Annotated in this window: 21 protein-coding genes; 13 read left to right on the top strand and 8 right to left on the bottom strand. The window is 73.8% G+C overall.

Annotated elements, in window-relative coordinates; genetic code table 11:
• The 5 genes from BJP40_RS26990 to BJP40_RS27010 all read left to right on the top strand — a co-directional run.
• On the top strand, positions 1-881 hold an 881-nt coding region (locus BJP40_RS26990; RefSeq protein WP_371258701.1), incomplete at its 5' end, for an ABC transporter permease.
• Positions 869-1720, top strand: a complete 852-nt coding sequence (locus BJP40_RS26995; protein WP_071283034.1) for an ABC transporter permease — start codon at positions 869-871, stop codon at positions 1718-1720. The genes BJP40_RS26990 and BJP40_RS26995, both read left to right, overlap by 13 nt.
• An 18-nt stretch (positions 1721-1738) precedes the next feature.
• Positions 1739-2857 (top strand): ABC transporter ATP-binding protein, encoded by a 1119-nt coding sequence (locus tag BJP40_RS27000; RefSeq protein WP_071283056.1) that lies wholly within the window; start codon positions 1739-1741, stop codon positions 2855-2857.
• 25 nt (positions 2858-2882) lie between these two features.
• Positions 2883-4460 (top strand): HAD-IA family hydrolase, encoded by a 1578-nt coding sequence (locus BJP40_RS27005; protein WP_177204496.1) that lies wholly within the window; start codon positions 2883-2885, stop codon positions 4458-4460.
• A gap of 74 nt (positions 4461-4534) precedes the next feature.
• The gene (locus BJP40_RS27010) at positions 4535-5002 is read left to right on the top strand and encodes a GNAT family N-acetyltransferase (RefSeq protein ID WP_071283036.1); all 468 of its coding nucleotides are present in this window, start codon (positions 4535-4537) and stop codon (positions 5000-5002) included.
• Here the strand turns inward: BJP40_RS27010 and BJP40_RS35960 are convergent.
• The 8 genes from BJP40_RS35960 to BJP40_RS27045 form a co-directional block, all read right to left on the bottom strand.
• Positions 4888-5241, bottom strand: a complete 354-nt coding sequence (locus tag BJP40_RS35960) for a transposase (protein WP_226962381.1) — start codon at positions 5239-5241, stop codon at positions 4888-4890. The genes BJP40_RS27010 and BJP40_RS35960 overlap by 115 nt on opposite strands.
• Positions 5242-5285: 44 nt before the next feature.
• Positions 5286-5882 carry a TetR/AcrR family transcriptional regulator gene (locus BJP40_RS27015; RefSeq protein WP_177204497.1) on the bottom strand — a complete coding sequence of 199 codons (597 nt, stop codon included), beginning with the start codon at positions 5880-5882 and terminating at the stop codon, positions 5286-5288.
• Positions 5879-6202 carry a multidrug efflux SMR transporter gene (locus BJP40_RS27020; RefSeq protein WP_071283037.1) on the bottom strand — a complete coding sequence of 108 codons (324 nt, stop codon included), beginning with the start codon at positions 6200-6202 and terminating at the stop codon, positions 5879-5881. The genes BJP40_RS27015 and BJP40_RS27020 overlap by 4 nt, the downstream gene beginning before the upstream one ends.
• 394 nt (positions 6203-6596) lie before the next feature.
• Positions 6597-7079 carry a DedA family protein gene (locus BJP40_RS27025; protein ID WP_071283038.1) on the bottom strand — a complete coding sequence of 161 codons (483 nt, stop codon included), beginning with the start codon at positions 7077-7079 and terminating at the stop codon, positions 6597-6599.
• A gap of 314 nt (positions 7080-7393) precedes the next feature.
• Positions 7394-7801, bottom strand: a complete 408-nt coding sequence (gene msrB, locus BJP40_RS27030; RefSeq protein WP_071283039.1) for a peptide-methionine (R)-S-oxide reductase MsrB — start codon at positions 7799-7801, stop codon at positions 7394-7396.
• A 10-nt stretch (positions 7802-7811) separates the two neighbouring features.
• Positions 7812-9215: a UDP-N-acetylmuramate--L-alanine ligase gene (gene murC / locus BJP40_RS27035; protein WP_071283040.1), complete on the bottom strand. Its 1404-nt coding sequence runs from the start codon at positions 9213-9215 to the stop codon at positions 7812-7814.
• Between the two features lie 44 nt (positions 9216-9259).
• Positions 9260-9730: an indole-3-glycerol phosphate synthase gene (locus BJP40_RS27040; RefSeq protein WP_079168951.1), complete on the bottom strand. Its 471-nt coding sequence runs from the start codon at positions 9728-9730 to the stop codon at positions 9260-9262.
• A gap of 233 nt (positions 9731-9963) precedes the next feature.
• Positions 9964-10746 carry a pyrimidine reductase family protein gene (locus BJP40_RS27045; protein WP_071283041.1) on the bottom strand — a complete coding sequence of 261 codons (783 nt, stop codon included), beginning with the start codon at positions 10744-10746 and terminating at the stop codon, positions 9964-9966.
• A gap of 15 nt (positions 10747-10761) precedes the next feature.
• Here BJP40_RS27045 and zapE point away from each other — a divergent pair, with 15 nt between their 5' ends.
• The 8 genes from zapE (at position 10762) to BJP40_RS27085 (ending at position 21577) form a co-directional block, all read left to right on the top strand.
• On the top strand, positions 10762-11880 hold the full coding sequence (gene zapE / locus BJP40_RS27050) for a cell division protein ZapE (RefSeq protein ID WP_071265262.1): 1119 nt from the start codon (positions 10762-10764) through the stop codon (positions 11878-11880).
• Positions 11881-11968: 88 nt separating this feature from the next.
• Positions 11969-12400, top strand: coding sequence for an OsmC family protein (locus tag BJP40_RS27055; RefSeq protein ID WP_071283042.1), 432 nt, complete (start codon positions 11969-11971; stop codon positions 12398-12400).
• A gap of 374 nt (positions 12401-12774) precedes the next feature.
• Entirely contained in the window at positions 12775-13659 is an 885-nt protein-coding gene (locus tag BJP40_RS27060; RefSeq protein ID WP_371258702.1) for a polysaccharide deacetylase family protein, read from the top strand.
• A gap of 211 nt (positions 13660-13870) precedes the next feature.
• Positions 13871-14353, top strand: a complete 483-nt coding sequence (locus BJP40_RS27065; protein WP_071283044.1) for a hypothetical protein — start codon at positions 13871-13873, stop codon at positions 14351-14353.
• Positions 14323-15756, top strand: coding sequence for a hypothetical protein (locus tag BJP40_RS27070; RefSeq protein ID WP_177204498.1), 1434 nt, complete (start codon positions 14323-14325; stop codon positions 15754-15756). Before BJP40_RS27065 ends, BJP40_RS27070 begins: the two co-directional genes overlap by 31 nt.
• Positions 15753-17501: a VWA domain-containing protein gene (locus tag BJP40_RS27075; RefSeq protein ID WP_226962382.1), complete on the top strand. Its 1749-nt coding sequence runs from the start codon at positions 15753-15755 to the stop codon at positions 17499-17501. Before BJP40_RS27070 ends, BJP40_RS27075 begins: the two co-directional genes overlap by 4 nt.
• 147 nt (positions 17502-17648) lie before the next feature.
• Positions 17649-18770 (top strand): AAA family ATPase, encoded by a 1122-nt coding sequence (locus tag BJP40_RS27080; RefSeq protein WP_071274532.1) that lies wholly within the window; start codon positions 17649-17651, stop codon positions 18768-18770.
• Entirely contained in the window at positions 18767-21577 is a 2811-nt protein-coding gene (locus tag BJP40_RS27085) for a hypothetical protein (protein ID WP_071283045.1), read from the top strand. The genes BJP40_RS27080 and BJP40_RS27085 overlap by 4 nt, the downstream gene beginning before the upstream one ends.
• Positions 21578-21662 lie beyond the last annotated feature (85 nt).

The following is a 21662-nucleotide window of genomic DNA, read 5'->3' on the forward strand; positions in this document are numbered from 1 at the left end:
CCCCGGCCCCCGCCACCGCCCCCGCACGGGCGGCGCGGCGGCGGGACGGGGGCGGGGGGCTCGCCGTGCTGCCGCTGCTCGTGTTCGTCGCCGTCTGCTTCGGGCTGCCCGCGTTCGCCATGGTCAACGGCGCGTTCACCGCCGAGGACCCGGCCACCGGTGCCACCGCCTACACCACGGGGAACCTCACCGCCTCCCTGGAGGGCGCGTACCTCACCGCACTCGTCGGCAGCATCAAGCTGTCCGCCACCGCCGCCGTCGTCGCAGGGGTCCTGGGGCTCGTCCTCGCCCAGGCGGTGGTGTCCAGCCGGAGCCGGGCCCTGCGGGACGCGGTGTTCACCGCGTCGGGCGTCCTCGCCAACTTCGGCGGGGTCCCGCTCGCGTTCGCGTTCGTCGCCACCCTCGGCAACTCCGGCGTCCTCACCCGCCACCTGCGCCTCGACGAGCACGGCTGGAGCCTCTACAGCTTCTGGGGCCTCACCCTCACCTACCTGTACTTCCTGGTGCCGCTGATGGTGCTCACCATCACCCCGGCCCTCGACGGCCTGCGCACCCAGTGGCGCGAGGCCGCTCGCAGCAGCGGGGCGACCGGCGTCCAGTACTGGCGGCACGTCGCCCTGCCCGTCCTCACGCCCTCCCTGCTCGGCGGGCTGGTCCTGCTCTTCGGCAGCTCCTTCGCCGCGCACGCCACCGCGGCCGCCATCGTGGGCAGCTCCGTGCCCCTCGTGACCCTCCAGATCGCGGACGCCCTCTCCGGCAACGTCCTCGTCGGGCAGGAGAACGTCGCCCTGGCACTCAGCCTGGACATGGTGGCCGTCGCGGGGCTCGTCATGGCCGTGTACATCCCCCTGCAACGACGGAGCGCCCGATGGCTGCACTGACGACGACCCGCCCCGCGGCCCGGCGCCCGGCCCTCTGGCGCGCGCTCGTGCTCGGCTGCGCGGGCGTGTACTTCCTGCTCCCCCTGGCCTCCTCGGTGCTCTTCACCGTCGACGTGCCGGGCCGGGGCCTCACCCTGGAGGCGTACGAGCGGATCGCCGGCACCGAGGGCTTCGCCTCCAGTCTGCTGCTGTCCCTGGAGCTGGCCGCCGCCACCATCGTCGTCGTGCTGCTGCTGATGGTGCCCGCGATGGTGGCGCTGCGGCTCGGCGCGCCCCGGCTGCGGCCCGTGGTGGAGGCGGTGTGCTCGCTGCCGCTCGTCGTGCCGCCGATCGCGTTCGTGGCCGGGATCGGCACGGTGCTCCGCTGGGGGCCCGACCACCTGGCCGCCACGCCGCTGTTCCAGACGTTCGTGGCGGTCCAGAACCCGGACTTCCCCGTCGTCCTCGTCCTCGCCTACGCGGTCATGGCGCTGCCGTTCGTGTACCGGGCGCTGGACGCGGGGCTGCGCGCCGTCGACGTGCGGACCCTCGTCGAGGCGGCCCGCAGCTGCGGCGCCGGATCGCCCCGGGCCCTGGTCGGCGCGGTGCTGCCGAACCTGCGGACGGCGCTGCTGAACGCCTCCTTCCTGACGCTGGCGCTGGTGCTGGGCGAGTACACCGTGGCGCAGCTCCTCGGCTTCGCGCCCTTCGCCGTCTGGATCGTGAACGTGTCCGGCTCGCAGGCGCAGCTGTCGGTCGCCGTGTCCGTGATGAGCCTGCTGGTCACGTGGGCGCTGCTGCTCGCTCTGGCGTTCCTCGGCGGGCGCCGCCCCTCCTCCCGTACGACTCCCCAGGAGTGACTGACCGTGGCAGACACCGTGGCGAACGCCACCACCACCGCGACGGCGGGCCGGTCGGGCCCCGGGCCCGCCTCCGTCGAGTTCCGCGCCCTGCGGAGGGACTTCGGCGGCGCGGTCGCCCTCGACGGGCTGGACCTGTCCGTGCGGCCCGGCGAACTGCTCGCCCTGCTGGGGCCGTCCGGCTGCGGCAAGACGACCGCGCTGCGCATGCTGGCCGGCTTCGAGCACCCGGACTCCGGTGAGGTGCTGGTCGACGGGGAGGACGTCACACGGGTCCCCGCCCACCGCCGGGACACCGGGATGGTGTTCCAGTCGTACAGCCTCTTCCCGCATCTGAACGTGGTGGACAACGTCGCGTTCGGGCTGCGGATGCGTGGCGAGCGCCCCGGTCCGCGCCGGGCGCGCGCCGCGGAGCTGCTGGAGCTGGTGGGCCTGCCGCAGCATGGCGGCCGCTACCCGCACCAGCTGTCCGGCGGGCAGCAGCAGCGCGTCGCGCTGGCCCGGGCCCTGGCCCTGCGGCCCCGGGTGCTGCTGCTGGACGAGCCGCTGTCGGCGCTGGACGCACAGGTGCGGCTGACCCTGCGGGAGGAGATCCGGCGCCTCCAGCAGGAGCTGGGCCTCACGACGCTGTTCGTGACGCACGACCAGGAGGAGGCGCTGTCCATGGCGGACCGGGTCGCCGTCATGAACGCGGGCCGCCTGGAGCAGTGCGCGGCGCCCGCCGAGCTGTACGGGCGGCCGGCGACCGCGTTCGTCGCGGAGTTCGTCGGCACGATGAGCCGCATCCCGGCGCGGCTCGGCGACGACCGGGCCACGGTGCGGGTGCTGGGACGCCGGCTGCCCGTCGACGGCGACGCGCCCGCCGGCCCCGAGGTCGACGCGCTCGTGCGCCCCGAGGCCGTCCGGCTGGCCGCGGACCCGGCCGGCGGGGCCCGCGTCACGGCCACCGCGTTCCTGGGTGCGGTGACCCGGGTGACGGTGCGGTGCTCCGCGGACGGCACGGTGGTCAAGGCCGACGTCCCCACCCACGAGGCAGCCGCGTTCACCCCTGGGGCGGCGGTGGCCGTGTCGCTGCCGGACCGCCCGGTCCTCGTCGCGCCCCGCGTGCCCGGGCCCCATGCCCGGATCGCCGTCTGACGTGCCTGTGGAAGAAGGAGAGACCGTGTCCCGACCCGCGCTGCGGGCGGTGCTGTTCGACATGGACGGCACCCTCGTCGACACCGAGGAGCTGTGGTGGCAGGCCGTCGAGCAGGTCGCGTCGACGCTGGCGTACGCGCTCGGTGACGCCGACCTGCCGGAGGTGCTGGGCCGCCCGGTGGAACACACGGCGGAGCACCTGTGGCGGGTGACCGGCGGGGACGGGGAGGGCGTGCGGCTGGACGAGGTCGCGGCGGCCCTGCACCGGGAGTTCGCGGCGCGGGTCCGCGACCGGGTCGTGCCGCGGCCGGGGGCGCTGGAGCTGCTGGCGGCGCTGGCGGCGGCCGGTGTGCCCACGGCCCTGGTGACGGCGTCGCCGCGGCCGGTCGCGGACTGCGTGCTGGCAGCCCTGGGCGGCGCGGCGCGCTTCGCCGTCACTGTCACCGCCGACGACACGGCGCGGACCAAGCCGGCCCCCGACCCGTACCTCGCGGCGGCCCGTGCGCTGGGGGTGGCGCCTGAGGCGTGCGTGGCGGTGGAGGACACCCTCACGGGCGTCGCCTCCGCCGAGGCGGCGGGCTGCCGGGTCCTGGCGGTGCCGTCGCTGGCGCCGATCGCGCCCGCGAAGGGCCGCGTGGTGCGCGCCACGCTGGAGGAGGTGGACGTGCCGCTCCTGCGGTCGCTGACGGGCGCCGCGGCCCGCCGGCTGCGCGTGATGAGCTGGAACCTCTGGCACGGCGGCCGGTACGTCGACGGTGCCCGCGCCAAGCAGGTGGAGGCGCTGCGCGAGGCGGGCGTGGACGTGGTGGGCCTCCAGGAGACGGACGCGGTCACCGCGCGGGAGCTCGCGGAGGCGCTGGGCTGGCACCACCACCAGGCCGGTACGGGGCTCGCGGTGCTCAGCCGCCACCCGGTCGTCGCCCGCGCCGAAGCGCCGGGTCTGGGCTTCTACGGCGGACTGGGCGTGCGGATCCGGCTCGACGGGGGCCGGGAGGCGGCGGTGTGGACCGCGCACCTGGACCATGCGCCGTACGGCCCGTACGAGGCGTGCTTCGACGGGCTGCCGGTGGCGGACCTGCTCGACCACGAGGAGGCGTCGGGGCGGCTCGGCCGGATGCGGGCCGTGCTGGCCGCGATGGGCGACGACCTGGCGGCGGCCCGGGACGGCGACGGCACGCCGGTGTTCCTGGTGGGCGACCTCAACACGCCGTCGCACCTGGACTGGACGCCCCGCACGGCGCACCTGCACGGCGGCTACGGCGCCGTGCCGTGGCCGGTCACGCGCGCGGCTGAGGCCGCCGGGCTGCGGGACGCGTACCGGGAGGCCCACCCCGACCCGCTCCTGGCGCCGGGCTGCACGTGGTCGCCGGTGCACGACGAGCACGTGCCCGACGGCTCCCCTCTGCCGGGCGGAGCCGAGCCCGGGCGGGGCCGTCCCGAGCCGCGTGACCGCATCGACTACGTGCTGTACGCCGGCCGCGGGGTGCGGGTGGTGGACTCGGAGACGTACACGCGCGGAACCGTGCGGACCTGGCCGCGGGTGCGGGGCAACGGCTGGCCGTCGGACCACGCAGCGGTCGTCACGACGTTCGCGCTGGACTGAGGGCGCGTATCGAAAGTGGATCTTGACTGGATGAAGTAACGGATGCTTGCACCCTGCGCTCCTATGCTTGGCGGGTGCAGTCCACGACGATCAGGCGTGCCGTCGCGCATGATGCGCAGCGCCTCACCTCGCTGATACGGCAGTCCAGTGCCTACCAGGGGCGATACGCCTCGATCGTCTCCGGATACCGGGTCACAGCGGAGTACATCGCCCAGCATCGAGTCTTCGTGGCCGTCGATGCGTCCGATCAGATACTCGGCTTCTACGCCCTCGTGCTGGAGCCGCCGGAGTTGGATCTGGCATTCGTCGCGGATGAGGCGCAGGGACTGGGTATCGGGCGGCACCTGATCGGGCACATGGCCGTTCAGGCCAGGGAAGCCGGGGCGGCCAGCATGCGCGTGGTGACCCATCCGCCGGCGGAGAAGTTCTACTTGCGCATGGGCGCGAAGCGCGTGGGGACGGTCGCCCCGTCTCCACCGAAGGTCGCCTGGGAGCGGCCGGACTTGCAGCTCACCATCCCGACGGCCAAGCGGGAGTCATAGCCATAGGACCGCCGCCAGGCGCCGTCCCGCCGCCAGCGCCGGAACAGGTCGTGCGACCGGGCCGATGGCCCGTACCGCTCTGGTACGTCCCGCCAGGGGACGCCGGTGCGGGTGCGAAACCGTATGCCGTCGATCAGCTGCCGCCTGATCCGTGTCGGCGGGCGCCCCGGCTTCTTGCCCTGAGGCGACAGGGGCTCCAGGCGGGCCCACTGCGCATCCGTCAGGTCTCCACGCGCCACAGAACAAGATCACCCCACCTCAAGATCCACTTCCGATACCCGCCCTAGGGGGCGGCGGCCGGCAGCAGCCGCCGCAGCACCGCCTCGATGTCACCCGCCCCGGGCGTGGCACCGGTGACGAGGGACTGCAGCAGCAGCCCGTCGACGCCCGCACGGAAGGCGGTGACGGCCGCCGGGTCGCCGGTGCAGGCCCGGGCGAGCGCCGCCAGGTCGTCCACGCAGCGCCGCGCCACGGGCCGCAGGGCGGGCCGCCGGGCGGCGAGCAGGTACAGCTCGTACTCGGCGGCCACGAAGGGCCGCCGTTCCTCGGCCAGTTCGGCGGCCAGGGCGGCCGCCAGGGCGGCGACCGGGTCGGGCGCGGCGGCTGCGGCTCGCAGCAGGCCGGAGAACTGGTCGGCGGCCCAGACGAGTGCGGCGGTGAGCAGCTCGTCGACGCTGCCGAAGTAGTAGGCGGCGGAGGAGGCCGGGAGCCCGGCCTCGGCCGCGACCGACCGGTGCGTCACCCCGGCCACGCCGTCCCGCTCGACGACCCGCAGGGCGGCCTCCAGCAGGGCACGTCGCCGCCGCTCGCCCTTGAGGAGCCGCCCGTCCGTCACCTCCGGGGCGGACGCGCCCCTTCCGTCCTTCGCTTCGGGGGTCAATGCGACCCTCCCGTCTCCAGTACGAACACCCCTGCCGCCACGAGCACGATCCCCCCGACCTGCGCCCACGACAGCCGGTCGCCGAAGAGCGCCGCCCCCAGCACGGCCACCAGGGTCACACCGACCCCCGACCAGATCCCGTACGCGACACCCAGGGGCAGACCGCGCGTGAGCACCTTCGACAGCAGGAAGAACGACACCGCGTAGCCGCCCACGACGAGCAGCGACGGCCCGAGCCGGCTGAAGCCCTCGGCCCAGCGCAGCGCGAGCGTCGCGCTCACCTCGGCGGTGATCGCGCCCGCCAACAGCACCCACACCATTCCGGGCCCCTCACAGAAAGTGGAACATCTGTTCAGGATTCTCCCGTCGGGAGACCGCACCGGTCAAGCCCGTCCAGCCCGGCGGCCCGCCGCCGCCGTGCGCCGGGCGCACCGGCAGGTGCTCCGGGGAGACGCACGCGCCGTAGCCGCGTCCGGCCGGGACGGGCAGGCGGAGGGCGCGCGTCGGCCGTACGGAAGCTGAGGACGCCCGCACGGAGGGGCAGCTGACACAAGGAACACACCCGAACCCGGGCGGGAGCGCGGCGAAGACGGTGCGTCTCCGGCAGCGGATGACGGGGAGCGGGTCGGCGTGCCCGTGCCGCCGGTCCGCCACGTCGGGTGGCTGTCGCTGTCGACGACACGACCCGGGTACGGGCCGCTCCCCCGGACAGGTTCACCGCTCCTCGGCCACCACGCCGTCGGAGGGCGGCGCCGCACGCCTTCTGCGGTACACCACCAGCCCGCACACCACGATCGCGAGAGCGGCCACCGCGGACACTCCGAGGGCCGGCCGCTCGGCGAAAGCCCTTCCCAGCACGGCGAGCGCGCCGAGCCCCGCGGTCGCGTAGAGCAGCGCCCAGGCCGCTCCCCCGAGGAACAGAGCCGGAAGGTAACGCGACAACGGCATGCGCATGCTGCCCGCGAGGAAGTTCGCGGCGGTCTGGAACCCGACGGTCAGGAACGACACGGCCACCACCGGAGCACCCCACCTCTGGATCGCTCGCTCGGTGCGCCGGAACTTCGCCGAGGAGATCCGTTCGGCGAACCTGCTGCGCCTGGCTCCGGCACCGGCGAGCCAGCCGACGGCGAAGGTCCCCCCCGCGCGGAGCAGGACGATGACGTACAGGGCGCCGGCCGTGAGAGCGATCCTATGCACGCCGCCTCATTTCACGGGCAGGACCCCGCCCCGGAACGCCCGCCAGGCGGCAAGGGCGTCCCGCCCCAGCGGGCACGCCACGCGGACAAGCCCGGCCATCGTCTCTCACCTGCGCCCGCCCCTGTCCGTTCCGTCCTGCGGTGTGCCACCTGCGGCACCGGAGCCCGGCCCAAGCGCCAGGCAAGGTTAGCCTAACCTGACATCCGCCGGGGGTGCAGGGGTGCAGGGGCCCTCCGCTGCCCGCACGGTGGCGCCGCCGTCAGTGATCCACCACACCGGTCCGCCGCACCCGCGCGCACGCCGCCCTCTCGTGCTCAGTCCCCGTCCGGCACCAGCCGCAGCGACACCGAGTTGATGCAGTACCGCTGGTCCGTCGGGGTCGGGTAGCCCTCGCCCTCGAAGACGTGACCCAGGTGCGAGCCGCACCGCGCACACCGCACCTCGGTGCGGACCATGCCGTACGAGCGGTCCTCCAGCAGCTCGACGGCGTCGGTGCCCTTCGGGTCGTAGAAGCTCGGCCAGCCGCAGTGGGACGCGAACTTGGTGTCGGAGGTGAACAGGTCGGCGCCGCAGGCGCGGCAGGAGTAGACGCCCTTCGTCCTGGTGTCGGTGTACTCGCCGGTGAAGGCGGGTTCCGTGCCTGCCTCGCGCAGGACGTGGTACTCCTGCGGCGTCAGCTCGGCACGCCACTGCTCGTCGGGCTTCTCGACCTCGTACGGCATGGTCTGCTCCTCAGTGCGACAGGCGGGCCAGGATCTGCGGGCCCAGGTCCGTGACGTCGCCTGCGCCCATGGTGAGAACGAGATCGCCGGGACGTGCCATTCCCGCGATCAGTCCCGGCACCGCGTCCTTGTCGTGGACGGGGGTGACGTCGGCGCCCGCGGCGGTCGCCGCGTCGGTGATGAGGGTGCTCGTGATGCCGGGGATCGGGTCCTCGCGGGCCGGGTAGATGTCGAGGACGAGCGACCTGTCCGCCAGGGCCAGGGCCTGTCCCATCTCGGTGCCCAGTTCCTGAGTGCGGGAGAAGAGGTGGGGCTGGAAGACGACGAGCAGGCGGCGGTCGGGGCCGGCGGCGGCGCGCATGGCCTCCAGGTCCGCGGTCATCTCGGTGGGGTGGTGCGCGTACGAGTCGATGACCTGGACTCCGGCGGCCTCGCCCTTCAGCTGGAGGCGGCGGCCGACGCCGGTGTAGGCGGTGAGGGCCTGGGCCAGGGCCGCCGGGTCGATGCCGGTGCGGGCACCCGCGGCGAGGGCGGCGGCGGCGTTGTGGGCGTAGTGCCGGCCGGGAACGGAGACCGTGAAGGTGTGCGCCGTGCCGTCCAGTGCGACGGTGACCTCGCTGGTCATCCCCCGGGGGGTGATGGCGAGGATGCGCACGTCGGAGTCCTCGGACTCGCCGACGGTGAGGATCGCGGGGGTGTGCGCGGCGCCCCGGGCGCGGATGCGGGCGGCCAGTTCGCGGGCGCCCTCGTGCTCGCCCACCACGAGCGTGCCGCCGGGGCGGATCTTCGCGGCGAACGCCTCGAAGGACTCGTAGATCTCCTCCATGGAGGCGTAGTTCGCGTGGTGGTCCAGCTCGACGTTGAGGACGAGGGCGACCTCGGGGTCGTACTTCTGGAAGCTGCGGTCGCTCTCGTCGGCCTCGGCGACGAAGATCTCACCGTCACCGTGGCGGGCGTTGGTGCCGGGGCCCGCGAGGTCGCCGCCGATGGCGTACGACGGGTCGAGGCCGAGTTCGGTGAGGGCCACGGCCAGCATGGAGGTGGTGGTGGTCTTGCCGTGGGTGCCTGCCACGGCGATCGCCCGCAGGTCCCTCATGCAGGCGGCGAGCGCGTCGGAGCGGTGCACCACGGGGATGCCGAGCTCGGCGGCGCGGGCCAGTTCCGGGTTGTCGGCGCGGATGGCGCTGGAGACGACGACGCTGCTGGCGTCGTCGGCGAGGTGGTGCGCGGCGTGGCCGATGTGGACGGTCGCGCCGAGGGCGCGCAGCGACGCGACGGTCTCGGACTCGCGCGCGTCGCTGCCCGCGACCTTGGCCCCGCGCTGGGCGAGGATCCGCGCGATGCCCGACATGCCGGCGCCGCCGATGCCGATGAAGTGCGGCCGTTCCAGTGCGGCAGGGGTGGCCGGTGCCATGCGTGATCTCTCCCCGGGGTGTGTCGTACGTGCGAGGGCCCAGCCTATTCGTTGTGCGCGAAGAGCTTGAGCACCGGTACGCCGACCTTGTGGCGGGCGCGGGAGGCCCAGTCGCGGTGGAAGAACTCCTCCACGTAGTGCGGCTCGGTCAGGACGATGACCTCGTCCGCTTCCGCCTCCTCCACGACGGCCTTCATCTTGTCGAGCGGGTGGTCCTCGACGACCTGTCCGACGGCTTCGCATCCGGCCGCCCGCAGGGCCCGCACGGAGTGCTCCAGGGCGAGCTCGACGGGACGGCGCGCGTCCTTGGCGGAGAGCTCGTCGCCCTCCTTCGCGGCGTCCTTCAGTTCGCCGAGCGCGATGTCGTCGATGGCGCGCAGCAGGGCGTCGGCCTGGTCGCCGCGGGGCTGCATGAGCACGATGAAGGAGACGCCCTCGTCCCCGTGCAGGGTCGTGACGAACTCCACGTCCACGGATGACAGCGGTTTCTCGATCATCAGAACGCTTGTGAACACTTCGGGGCCCTTCTGCGGAAACCATCCTTCCCCGTGCTGGCACGGGGTCTGCGAAGTTAAGTGTGCCCGCCGGAAGCTAAGCGGAACGGGAAATTCCGCCCAATTGCCCGACTGGTTCACCAGTACTCCATGCGGAGATTCGTCCACTTCCTAGCGGCGTGGCGCACCAGGCCGCGCCCTTGCGGCCCGCAGGAGGCTTCGCCTCACACCCGCCTCACGGATGCAGTGGCACCTCAGGCGCGGCGGTACCGGGTGAAGAGGAAGCCGTCCTCCTCAAGGATCGACACCAGCCCGAACCGCGACGGCACCGCGAGCGACGGCCCGCCCGCGATCCGCTGCGCGTCACCCGCCGTCATCAACGGCGACACCGTCAGGCACAGCTCGTCCAGCACGCCCGCCGCCACGAACTGGCCCAGCAGCCGGGGCCCGCCCTCGGTGAGCTGGCGGGTGAGTCCCCGCCCGGCCAGTGCGCGCACCACCCGCACGGGCTCCGCCCCGGGGCCGTCACCGGCCACGACGACCTCCACGCCGGCCCGCTCCGCGGCCCGCACCCGGCCGGCCGGGGCCGCCGCACCCGTGAGGACCCGCGTCGGTACGAGCGGCTCCGTGAAGAGCGGGAGGGAGAAGTCGAGGTCCAGCGACGCGCTGACCACGGCGACCGCCGGCGCCGGCCCCTGCCCGGCGGCCCTGCGCCGCTCGGCGAAGGCGGCACGCGCGCGTGCCGGGCGGTACTGCTCCTGGCGTACCGTCTCCGCACCCACCACGATCACGTCCGCGAGGGCCCGCAGGGTGCCGAAGATCCGCATGTCGGCCGCGGAGGAGATGGGTTCGGAGCGGCCGTCGTGCTGGGCCGCCCCGTCGAGGGAGGACACCATGTTGCCCCGCAGCCACGTGGTGCCCTCCGGGTAGGCATAGGCGTCGGCCAAGTCGTCGAGGGTCCACTCGCGGGCGTCCGGCCGCTCGGCACCCTCGGGGACGGGCGGTGTCGGGTCGGTCACAGGGAACAGGCGTCGCATGCCGTGCAGTGTGGCATGGCGCTTACAGTGGGGAGCGTGTCGACCAGTGCCCTGACCACCGAAGCGGACCCGCTGTCCCTCTGCGCCCGCGAGCCGCACGTCCCCGCCGACCGCCTGGTGGCCGAGATGGTGCCGCCGCCGCGGTTCGACGGGGTGCGCTTCGACACCTACATACCCGACCCGAACCAGCCGAGCCAGGCCGACGCGGTCAAGACGCTCGCCTCCTTCGCCGACGGGCTGGGAGGAGCGCACGCGAGCGGTGCGGGCGCCGCCACCGCGACCGGCCTGCGCCGCTTGTTCACCCGCAAGCCCAAGGCCGCCGTGCCCACCGGGCCCCGCGGGGTGTATCTGGACGGCGGCTACGGCGTGGGCAAGACGCACCTGCTCGCCTCCCTGTGGCACGCCACGCCCGCGGCCCCGTCCCTGAAGGCGTTCGGCACGTTCGTGGAACTCACCAACCTGGTGGGGGCGCTCGGATTCCAGCAGACCGTGCAGACCCTGAGCGGGCACCGGCTGCTGTGCATCGACGAGTTCGAACTGGACGACCCGGGCGACACGGTACTGGTCTCCTCCCTGCTCGGCAGGCTCGTCGAGGCCGGCGTGGCGCTCGCCGCCACGTCCAACACCCTGCCGGGCAAGCTCGGCGAGGGCCGGTTCGCGGCCGCCGACTTCCTGCGCGAGATCCAGGGCCTGTCCTCGCACTTCCGGACCCTGCGCATCGACGGCGAGGACTACCGGCACCGCGGGCTCCCGGAGGCGCCGGCCCCGTACTCGGACGCCCAGGTGGCCACGGTCGCGCGCACGGTGTCCGGTGCCTCGCTGGACGACTTCCCGAGCCTGCTGGAGCACCTGTCCCGCGTCCACCCGAGCCGGTACGGGGCCCTCACCGACGACGTGCGGGCGGTGTGCCTGACCGACGTACGGGCCGTTCCGGACCAGTCCACGGCCCTGCGGCTCGTGGTCCTCGCCGACCGGCTGTACGACCGGGAGGTCCCCGTCGTGGCGTCCGGTCTGCCCTTCGACCGGCTGTTCAGTGAAGAGATGCTGAACGGCGGGTACCGGAAGAAGTACTTCCGAGCCATCTCACGGCTCACCGCCCTGGCCCGGGACTCCAAGGGCCTGATCACCCAGTAGGTTGGGGTGCCGTAACCCCGTTGTGAGGGTTGCGCGGGAGCGTGCGTACGCGTGCGCCCCGGGCGTACTCCATCCGAAGGGATCCGGCATGGCGACCAAGCGTCACGCCCACACCGTGTGGGAAGGCAACCTGACCGAGGGCAAGGGCACCGTCTCCCTCGACTACTCGGGTCTCGGCTCGTACGAGGTCTCCTGGCCCGCCCGGTCCGAAGAGGCGACCGGCAAGACCAGCCCCGAGGAGCTGATCGCGGCAGCGCACTCCAGCTGCTACTGCATGGCGTTCTCGGGCGCCCTGGCCAAGGGCGGCACGCCGCCGGTCCGGCTGACCGCCAAGGCGGAGGTGACCTTCGTCCCGGGCACCGGCATCACGAACGTGCACCTGACGGTCGAGGGCGAGGTCCCCGGCATCGACGAGGGCACGTTCCTCAAGACCGCCGAGGAGGCCAAGGCGAACTGCCCGGTGAGCAAGGCTCTTGCGGGCACGGAGATCACGCTGACGGCGTCCCTCGTGACGGCCTGAGCACTGCCGAACCCCTCCGGGCCCGCGCTCCGCGACCCGGTGCGGAAGGGCGCGCCGCCCCGTGCGGCGCGCCCTTCCGCGCGTGCGGGGGCCATCCCTGCGCGTGCGGGGCGCCTTTCCGCGCGGGCGCGGGGGTCCGCCCCGCCCCAGCGGCGCGCCCTACTCCGCGGGGGCGGGGCCGCGTGGGTGCGGGGCCGCGTGGGTGGGGGGACGGGTTGGTGCGGGGCCGCACGGGTGGGGAGCCGGGTCGGTGCGGGGGCTGCTGCGCCTGAGCAGCGCGCCTCACCCCGCGGGTGCGGGGCGCGGCGGCCGACCGGGGGAGCCGTGGACGAGGCATCGGACGCACCCGACAGATGATCGGATACTTTCCGATAGTGACACTTTACGTACGACGTCTGATCGCGCTGTCCGTTCTCGGTGTGGTGCTGGCCGGCTGCGCCGGCGAGCACGGGAAGGCACCGGAGGGGGCCCACCGCTCCGGCGCGGCGGGGCCGTCTCCCTCCCCGACCGCCTCCGTCCCCCCGTCGCCCCCCGCCTCACCCGGCCCCCGCCGCTCCGTACCGACGATGGCACCCGGGCCGGGCGGCCTCACACCCGTCTTCGCACGCGCTCCCGAAGGAACCCGGGACAAGATCGTCGCCCTCACCTTCGACGCCGACATGACGGCCGACCAGGGCCCCCGGGCCGCCCGGGGGGAGCGCTTCGACCATCCCGAGCTCATCTCGACGCTGCGCCGCCTCAAGGTGGACGCCACCGTGTTCATGACGGGCCGTTGGGCCGAGGAGTACCCGGACCAGGCCCGGTCCATCGGCAACGACCCCCGCTTCGAGATCGCCAACCACTCCTACAGCCACCACGCCTTCACGTCACCCTGCTACGGCCTCCCGGCGCTGCCCCGCACGGACATGGCGGCCGACGTGCGCCGTGCCTTCGACGCCTTCCGCGCGGTGGGCGCCCGCAACGTCGTGCCCTACTTCCGCTTCCCCGGCGGCTGCTACGACGACGCGGCCCTGCGGGCCATCACGCCCGCGCGCGTCACCGCGGTGCAGTGGGACGTCGTCAGCGGCGACGCGTTCGCGAAGGACCCGGACGCGGTGGCGGACCAGGTGCTGGCCGGCGTGCGGCCCGGCTCCGTCGTGGTCATGCACTGCACGCGCAGTGCGGCCCCCGTCACGGAGCAGGCGATCCGCAGAATCGTTCCTGAGCTGCGGGCCCGCGGCTACCGCTTCGTCAAGGTGTCCGCGCTGATGGGCGACTGACGCGACATCGGCCCGGCACCGCCGGGGCGGACGCCTCACGCGCCACCGCCCGACCCTCATCTGTGCAGGTCAGCGGGGACTGTCAGTGCCCGCGCGTATGTTCAGCAGTGTCCCGCCGGTCCGGCGGAGAACTCCCTTGCTGCTGCCTGCCCTGAAGAGGTGTGCCTTGTCGTATTCGGATGCGGAATGGGAGCGGTCGAGCGCCGCTCGGGTGATCCGGCCCGCGCGACCGCGCAAGCTGGCCAAGGTGCCGTTCGTGGAACTGGCCGACGGCCGGCTGCAGGGCGTGGTGTCCAGCGGCTCGGACGTCGGCCGCGTGTACGTGTCCTCGGTGGCCGCCGGCACGTACGCGTATGCCTGCAGCACCAACAACAACCGGCCGTGCGGCGGTGCCCGCGGAGGCTTCTGCAACCACATCCGGGCGCTGGTCACCGAGGCGGTGCTCCAGTACGGCGCGCAGCGCGTCGCCCGCTACCTGCGGGTCGACGGCGGGGCGGCGAGCGCTCAGGGCGAGCCGACGGCCTCGTCTCTCACCGCCGAGATGACCGCCACGCGCCCTCAGCAGGACGGCAGCAAAGCCGCCGCCACCGTGTTCAGCCGGTTCCTGCGCCACCTCGCCTACCTGGAACTCGCGCCCGGCACGACGCCGCTGCCGGAGATGCAGTGGTTCCCGCCGACCGGGGCGGTGGCCTGATGCGGCTGGACCTGCTCACCGAGCCCGTCGAGGGGCTCGACGAGGCCCTCGCGGCCGTCGACGCCTTCGACGAGGCCCTCGTCGTGGGCCTGCTCCGTCCCCGGCCGGCCCAGGCCGCGGCCCTGACGGGGCTCGCCGACGCCGTATCCGGGACACCGCTCGCCGAGCGGGTGGCCGAAGCGTCGGCCCAGGCCGCGGCCGGAACCGCCGCAGAGGACCACTTCGTCGCTCTCGCCGCAGCCCGTACGGCCCTGATGGGCGCCGCGCACGACGCGCTGGCCGCCCGTGCGGACGAGGCGACCGGGCGGTCCCGCCGCACGGAGGAGGCCCCGCCCACCGAGGTCGGGCAGGAGGCGAACCTGCTGGTCGCCGCCCGCGCCTGGCTGTGCGACCTGGCCCGTTCCGGGTGGCGGGGCATCGACCACGACATCGTCTCCGGGGCGGCACCCGTCGTCTCCGCGATGCTCCCCGATCCCGGCCTGCGCCGGCTGTCGGTGCTCCTCGACGGGTTCGCCGCCGAGCTGGCCGCGTCCTGCCCCGGTGCGGCACTGGATCGCGTCCCGGCACGCCGGTGGGGCGACCTGTGGGCCCGGGCCGTGCTGCTCACCCGGCAGGGCGCGGGCGGCGCGCCGGCGACCGGCACGGCCACGGGCCGCCTGCTGCCCCTCGGCGTCGACGTGCAGGAACACGCGACAGCCGTGCAGGCCCAGGTCCACGCGGTGTTCGAGCCGGCGGACGGCGGCCCGTCCCGCCTGGTCCGGGCCACCGTGTCCGCCCCGAAGCCGGACACCGTCGTGGGCGCCGGACTGTGGCAGTTGCTGCGCCCGCACATGTCGCTGCTGGCCGCCGTCAGCGAGGGCCGCTCGATGGACCTCACCGCCATGCCGGTCACCGCCGAGGGCGACCTGCTCTGGTCCGACGAGCACGCCGGGCCGGGTGAGCCCGCCGACCCCTTCGCCACCGCCCGGGTGGCCCTGCCCACGGCGACAGCCTCGGCGACGGCCCCCCTGGACCGGCACCCGGCGCACCTCGCCGTACCGGTGTTCCTGGAAGGCTACGAGACGGCTGCGGCCGAGGAGGACGCACCCGACGGTGCGCCCCACCTCCTCCTGGCGGGGCGGCGCCTCGCCGTGGACACCGACCGCGTCCCGGCCGCCGGGCCGCTCACCGCGGACGCGGTCGCCCGCTCCCACGCGTGCATCGGCCTGGTCCGCTGGGACGCGGGGGCGTTCCGTCTGCAACCGCTCGCCGTCGAGACCACCGTGCGGAAGAAGACCGTCGCGGTCCACGCCGGTGCGTGGGCCGGAGGCACCGCCGACAAGGCCGGCGTCAAGGCCGAGAAGGCCGCCACGGACGCGCTGGCGGTGCTGCGTGAGCGAGCCGGAAGGCTGCTGCGGAAATGACAGAACCGACCATGCTCCCCGAAGACCCTGCCGGCGGCGCCCGCACGGGCCCGGAGACCGGCACGGCGGCGCCCGTCCACCCGGCCGGCGGAGGCGACACGGCCAGGGCGGCCCACGGCGGCGGCACCGACCCGGTCGGCACCACCACTGGCACCACCGTCCATGCCGCCCAGTCCACCAGGGCCCACGTCGGGACCGCGGACACCGCAGGCACTGCTGCCGCCACAGACACCGGGGACACCACAGCCGCCACCGAGGCCGCGGAGGCTGCGGAGGCTGCGGGAGCCACTGCCGAGTCCACTCGTGACACCGCCGGCCTCGGTGACGGCTCGGGGGACGGTGACGAGCTCGCCGGGGGTCCGGAGGAGAACCGGCGCCAGGCCCTGTACTGGCGGCTGCTCGCCCGGCTCTTCGACCCCGAGGAGCAGGCCGCGCTGGAGTCCGCGAGCCTCGCCGTCGTGGAGGACCTCGGCCTCCCGCCGGCGTTGCTGGACCCGCAGGCGTCCCTCGACTCGATCGTGCAGCGCCACCCGGAACTGGCCGCCGCGTTCGACGGCCTGATGGTGCCCGAGCCGGCGCCCGACGGTGTGCGCGACCGGGCGGCGGAGGTGCGGCGGGCAGCGCTGGCGTCCAAGCTGCTGCTCAACGTGTTCGCCCCCGCGCCGGGGACCGTCACCGCCGGTCAGTTGGCGCGCTGGCAGTCCGACGCCGGATGGCTGGAGCGCGGGCTCGGCTGCCGCCCCGGTGAGCTGCGCGGCGGGCGCCGCGGCGGTCCGGGCGGTGCCGCAGGTGCGGGCGCCGCACCGGACGGCACCGGCGGGCGCGGTGCGACCCCGGACCTCAGCCGCCTGCTACCGGAGATCGGCCCGCAGCTCGGCGCCATCGAGGCCGATCTGGTCAAGCGGATGCACCTGCGCGAAGTGCTGGCCGACTCGGGCCTGGCCTCGCGGCTCACCCCCAGCATGTCGCTGATCGAGCAGCTGCTGCGCGACAAGGACAACCTGTCCGGCGTGGCCCTGGCCAACGCCAAGGCGCTGATCCGCCGGTTCGTCGACGAGGTCGCCGAAGTGCTGCGCACCCAGGTGGAGAAGGCCACGGTCGGCGAGCTCGACCGCTCGGTGCCGCCCAAGCGGGTGTTCCGCAACCTGGACCTGGACCGCACGATCTGGAAGAACCTGACGAACTGGAGCCCGGAGGAGGAGCGGCTCTACGTCGACCGCCTCTACTACCGGCGCACCGTCCGCAGGACGACGCCCCAGCGGCTGATCGTGGTGGTGGACCAGTCCGGTTCGATGGTCGACTCGATGGTGAACTGCACCATCCTGGCGTCCATCTTCGCGGGCCTGCCGAAGGTGGACGTCCACCTCGTCGCCTACGACACGCGGGCGGTGGACCTGACGCCGTGGGTGCACGACCCCTTCGAGACGCTGCTGCGCACCAACCTCGGAGGCGGCACTGACGGCACGGCCGCCATGACGCTGGCCCAGCCGAAGATCGCGGAGCCCCGCAACACCGTCGTGGTCTGGATCTCCGACTTCTACGAATGGCGCTGCGAGGAGCTCTACCGGAGCATGGCCGACCTGCACCGCTCGGGGGTCAGGTTCATCCCGGTCGGCTCGGTCACCAGCTCCGGCCGCGGCAGCGTGAACCCGTGGTTCCGGGACCGTTTGAAGGACCTGGGGGCGCCGGTGCTCTCCGGCCACATCCGCAAGCTCGTGCACGAGCTCAAGGCGTTCCTCACCTGATCCCCTCCCCGCCACCCGGCACGGTAACCGCCGTGTGGACCGCCTGTCCGCTTCCCGTCCGCACCGCACCACTGCCGCCCTGGCCACACCTCCCACCGACCTCCGTCGACGACGTGCCGTCATCGACGCCGTTTCCGAAAGGCTGTCATGTCCGACCTGTTGCGCGCCCCCGCCGAGATCAAGTACGCCGAGGAACTGGACTGGCTGGAGTCCATCGACGACAACCCCAAGCCGTTCTCGTGGCGGCTGTCCCCGAAGATGGTCCGGCTGTTCATCCTGGGCTCCGAGCGCTCCGACGGCCTGGAGCGGGAGATCCCGCAGAAGTGGTTCGGTGACCGCAGCTTCGTCGAACGGTCCATCGTCACCCTGGCCTCCGACCGCGGCCTGCTGCTGATAGGAGACCCGGGCACCGGCAAGAGCTGGCTGGCCGAACTGCTGTCCGCGGCGATCTGCCGGAACTCCACCCTCGTGGTGCAGGGCACGGCCGGCACCACGGAGGACCACATCAAGTACTCGTGGAACGTGTCCATGGTGATCGCCAAGGGCCAGTCCCGCGAGTCGATGATCCCGTCACCCATCATGACGGCGATGGAGAGCGGCGCGATCGGCCGTTTCGAGGAGCTCACCCGCTCCACCAGCGACGTGCAGGACGCGCTGATCTCGATCCTGTCCGAGAAGTACATCTCCGTGCCCGAGCTGGACAGCGACGGCAGCGACAACATCGTCTTCGCCAAGCCGGGCTTCTCCGTCATCGCCACGGCCAACAGCCGTGACCGCGGCGTCAACGACCTGTCGTCGGCGCTCAAGCGCCGCTTCAACTTCGTCCGCATCCCGGTGGTGACGAACAAGAAGAGCGAGGCGGAGATCGTCCGCTTCCGCACGGAGGAGCTGCTGCGCCGCCACCACATCGAACTGGACGTGCCGCCGACCCTGCTGGACGTGCTGCTGCAGAGCTTCGCCGACCTCCGGGCCTCGGCCGCCACCGCGGGCAGCGACGACGAGAAGCTGGAGTCCGCCCTGTCCACGGCCGAGCAGATCGGTGTGCTGGAGGACGCGATCCTGCACAGCAACTTCTTCGGCGAGCGCGCACTGACGGCCCGCGCCCTCGCCTCCTCCCTGGTGGGCTCGCTGACCCGCCGCGAACCGGAGGACCTCGCCATCCTCAACAAGTACCTGCACGGCGTCGTCGAACCGCGCAGCAAGGAGGAGGGCGGCTCCTGGCCGGAGTTCCTGGAGGGCGGCCGCGACGCGATCGCCACCCTGTCATGAGCGGCACCCACGAGGGGCCCTTCGAGGCGCTGCGCTCCCAGCTGCAGGAGGCGGCAGCGGCCCTCGCCGACGGGCCCGACGCGCTGCAGGGCATCCTCCTCGGCATCGTCGACGACGTGGACCGCGCCGTACGGGAGCCCCTGGAGGTCTTCCCGGTCTGCCACCACTCCCCCGCCTCCGCCGTCGCGATGGCGCGGCGGCTTCGGGAGAAGCAGCCCAAGGTGGTCTACCTGGAACTGTGCGAGGACATGGCGCCGCTGCTGGACGAGCTGCGCAACTGCCGGCTGCCGGTGGCCGTGCAGGCGTTCGCCGGCGACATCGACGGTTTCCCGCCCGCGTGGGCTCCGCTGTCGGTGGTGGCACCGGTCACCGAGGCGTCGGCCGAGTACCAGGCCATCGCCTACGCCCTGGATACCCCGGGCGTCGAACTGGTCCTCGTCGACCGGTCCTCGGACCACGTCTTCCAGTGGAACGCCCGCCCGCAGCAGCCTTCCGGGGCGACGGACCCGGACGCGCCCCCCACGGAGGAGGAGGCCGCGCTGCACGGCGACGCGGTCGGCGTCGAGATCGGCGACCTGCGGCCCCGCTTCGCCGAGTTGGAGGAGCACCTGCTGCGCCACGGGCGGGTGCGCCACTGGTCGGAGTGGTGGCACCAGTACGTGGAGCTGCCACTGGGCGACAGCGACCACGACACGTACCGCCAGGTCATGCTGCTGATCGGCAGCCTGTTCCGGCGCCTCGCCCCCGGGGACCCGCACCGCGTACGGGTCGACGAGGACCGCGAGCGCTACATGTGGACGAGGATCCGCGAGCACCTGGCCGCGACGGGCACCGACCCCTCGGACGGCGTGTACGTCTGCGGGGCGTTCCACGCCGCGAGCCGCGTCGACGAGTTCGGCGTGCACGGCTCCGACACGTTCGAGATCGGCCCCCGCACGGCCACCGTGTGGCAGCACGGCCTCATCCCGTCCAGTCACGCGGCCATCGAGGCGCAGTTCGGGCTGGCCCCGGGGTCGGTGTCCATCGCGGCGACGGAGTGGGCGAAGAACCTCAAGCGCACGGGCGTACGGCCGTACCGGCTGGAGGGGCAGGCGGGCGCGCGGAAGGCGAAGCCGAAGAAGACGGCGGCTCCGCGCCCGGGCCGCACCGGCGCGGCCGCCGGGGACGCCCCGCTCCCCGACCGGCTCTCCGGCTTCCTGCAGCGGCCGCCCGTACTCGACCACCTGGACGAGGCGGAGCTGCTCGGCTGGTCGGTGGACATCGTGCGGGCCGCACGACGCAACGGCTACCTGGCCTCCACCGCCGACGCCATCGCCGTGTTCGAGACGTCGATCCTGCTGGCCGGGATGCGGGACCGGGCCAAGCCCACGCCGTACGACTTCCAGGACGCGGCGGTCACCTGCATCGAGAAGGACCGCGTGCCGGGCCGGCGCGACGTGCGCCGGCTGGTCGAGATCATGATGGGCGGCGACCGGGTCGGCCAGGTGAGCTACGCCGCGCTGCCGCCGCTGGCCCGCGACGTGCACGACCGGCTCGCCCCGCTGAACCTGAAGCTGCAGCAGCGCGGGGTGCAGCGGGCCCTGCTCGACATCGCCGGCAGACCGGAGCTGGAACAGTGCTCCGACGTGCTGTGGATGCTGCGCCGCCTGCTGCCGCCCGGGGCCGCCCGTCCGATCATGGGTGAGCGGGCCCTGGGCGAGCGGCCCATCCAGGAGTCGTGGGACCTGGCGCTCGGCACCCACCAGCGGGCCCTGATCGAGCTCGGGTACGAGGGCGTCAGCATCGAGCAGGTCCTGGAGCAGCGGCTGCGCCGCACGGCGTACGACCCGCAGGCGACGACGGCCCGCGTCCTTGAGGCGGTGGAGGACGCGACGCTGTACCTGCGCAGCCGACGGCTCGCCGATGAGCTGGGCGCCCGGGCGCTGGAGGTGTTGGCGACGGAGCGGAGCGTGGACGGCGCGCCGGAGGTGCTGCGCCGGGTGCGGCGGCTGCTGGCGTACTACCGGACCAGCGAGCCGGTGCTGCCGCAGTGGATCGAGGCGTTCGCCAAGTCGGGCTACGCGCACTACTGCACGCTCCTGCCGACGGCGTTCGCCGACGAGCAGGCGACGGACCGCCAGGTCGCCGCGACCCTGGGCTTCCTGTTCGGGATGGAGGGGCTGGCGCTGTCGCTGGGTTGCGACCGGACGCAGCTGGAGCTGGCGGTCGCCCAGTCGCATCCGCAGGAGCCGGCGAAACGGGCGCTGCTGTGGGCGGCGCAGGTGCACCTCGGCCGGCTGACGCGCGGGGAACTGCGGGCGCGGTGTGACGAACTGCTGGGCAACCCTCTGCTGCTGCCGGTCTATCCGCGCTACCTGAGCGGCTTCGTGCAGGCGCTGGAGCCGGTGCCTGGGCTCGCCGACTTCGTGGTGGAGGCGGTGTCGAACGCGTTCGCCCGGCTGCCGGACCCGGTGCTGCTGCCGTGGCTGCCGACCCTGATCACCGCCCTGCGTGCGGACGCCGAGCTGGCGCCGCTGCTGGTGCGGGAGGTGGGTCGGATCTTCCCCGGCCGGCTTCCGGCGCTGGACGCCTGGGTGCCGCCGTGGCGGGAGCCCGAGCCGGGGACCGCGGTGCCGGCGCGGCGCGCGGACGGCGGACACCGGGCCGCGCTGCTGGTGGCGCATCCCGCGGCGTGCGACGCGGTGGCGGCCCTGCTGGGCTGCGACGGCACGTGGCGCGCGGCGGATCCGGTGCCGCCCGGCGCGGAACTCGTCGGCCGCCACCCGGAGACGGCCGCGGCCCTGGAGGCGCTGATGGCCGCGACGTGAGCCGTCACCCAGGCCCCCGCGCGAGTCGCCGCGGGCACGGTCGCCGGTCACGGCACAGGTGTCCGTACGCGGTCCCGGCACGCAC

Source organism: Streptomyces sp. CC53 (assembly GCF_001865245.1).
Classification (GTDB): Bacteria; Actinomycetota; Actinomycetes; order Streptomycetales; family Streptomycetaceae; genus Streptomyces.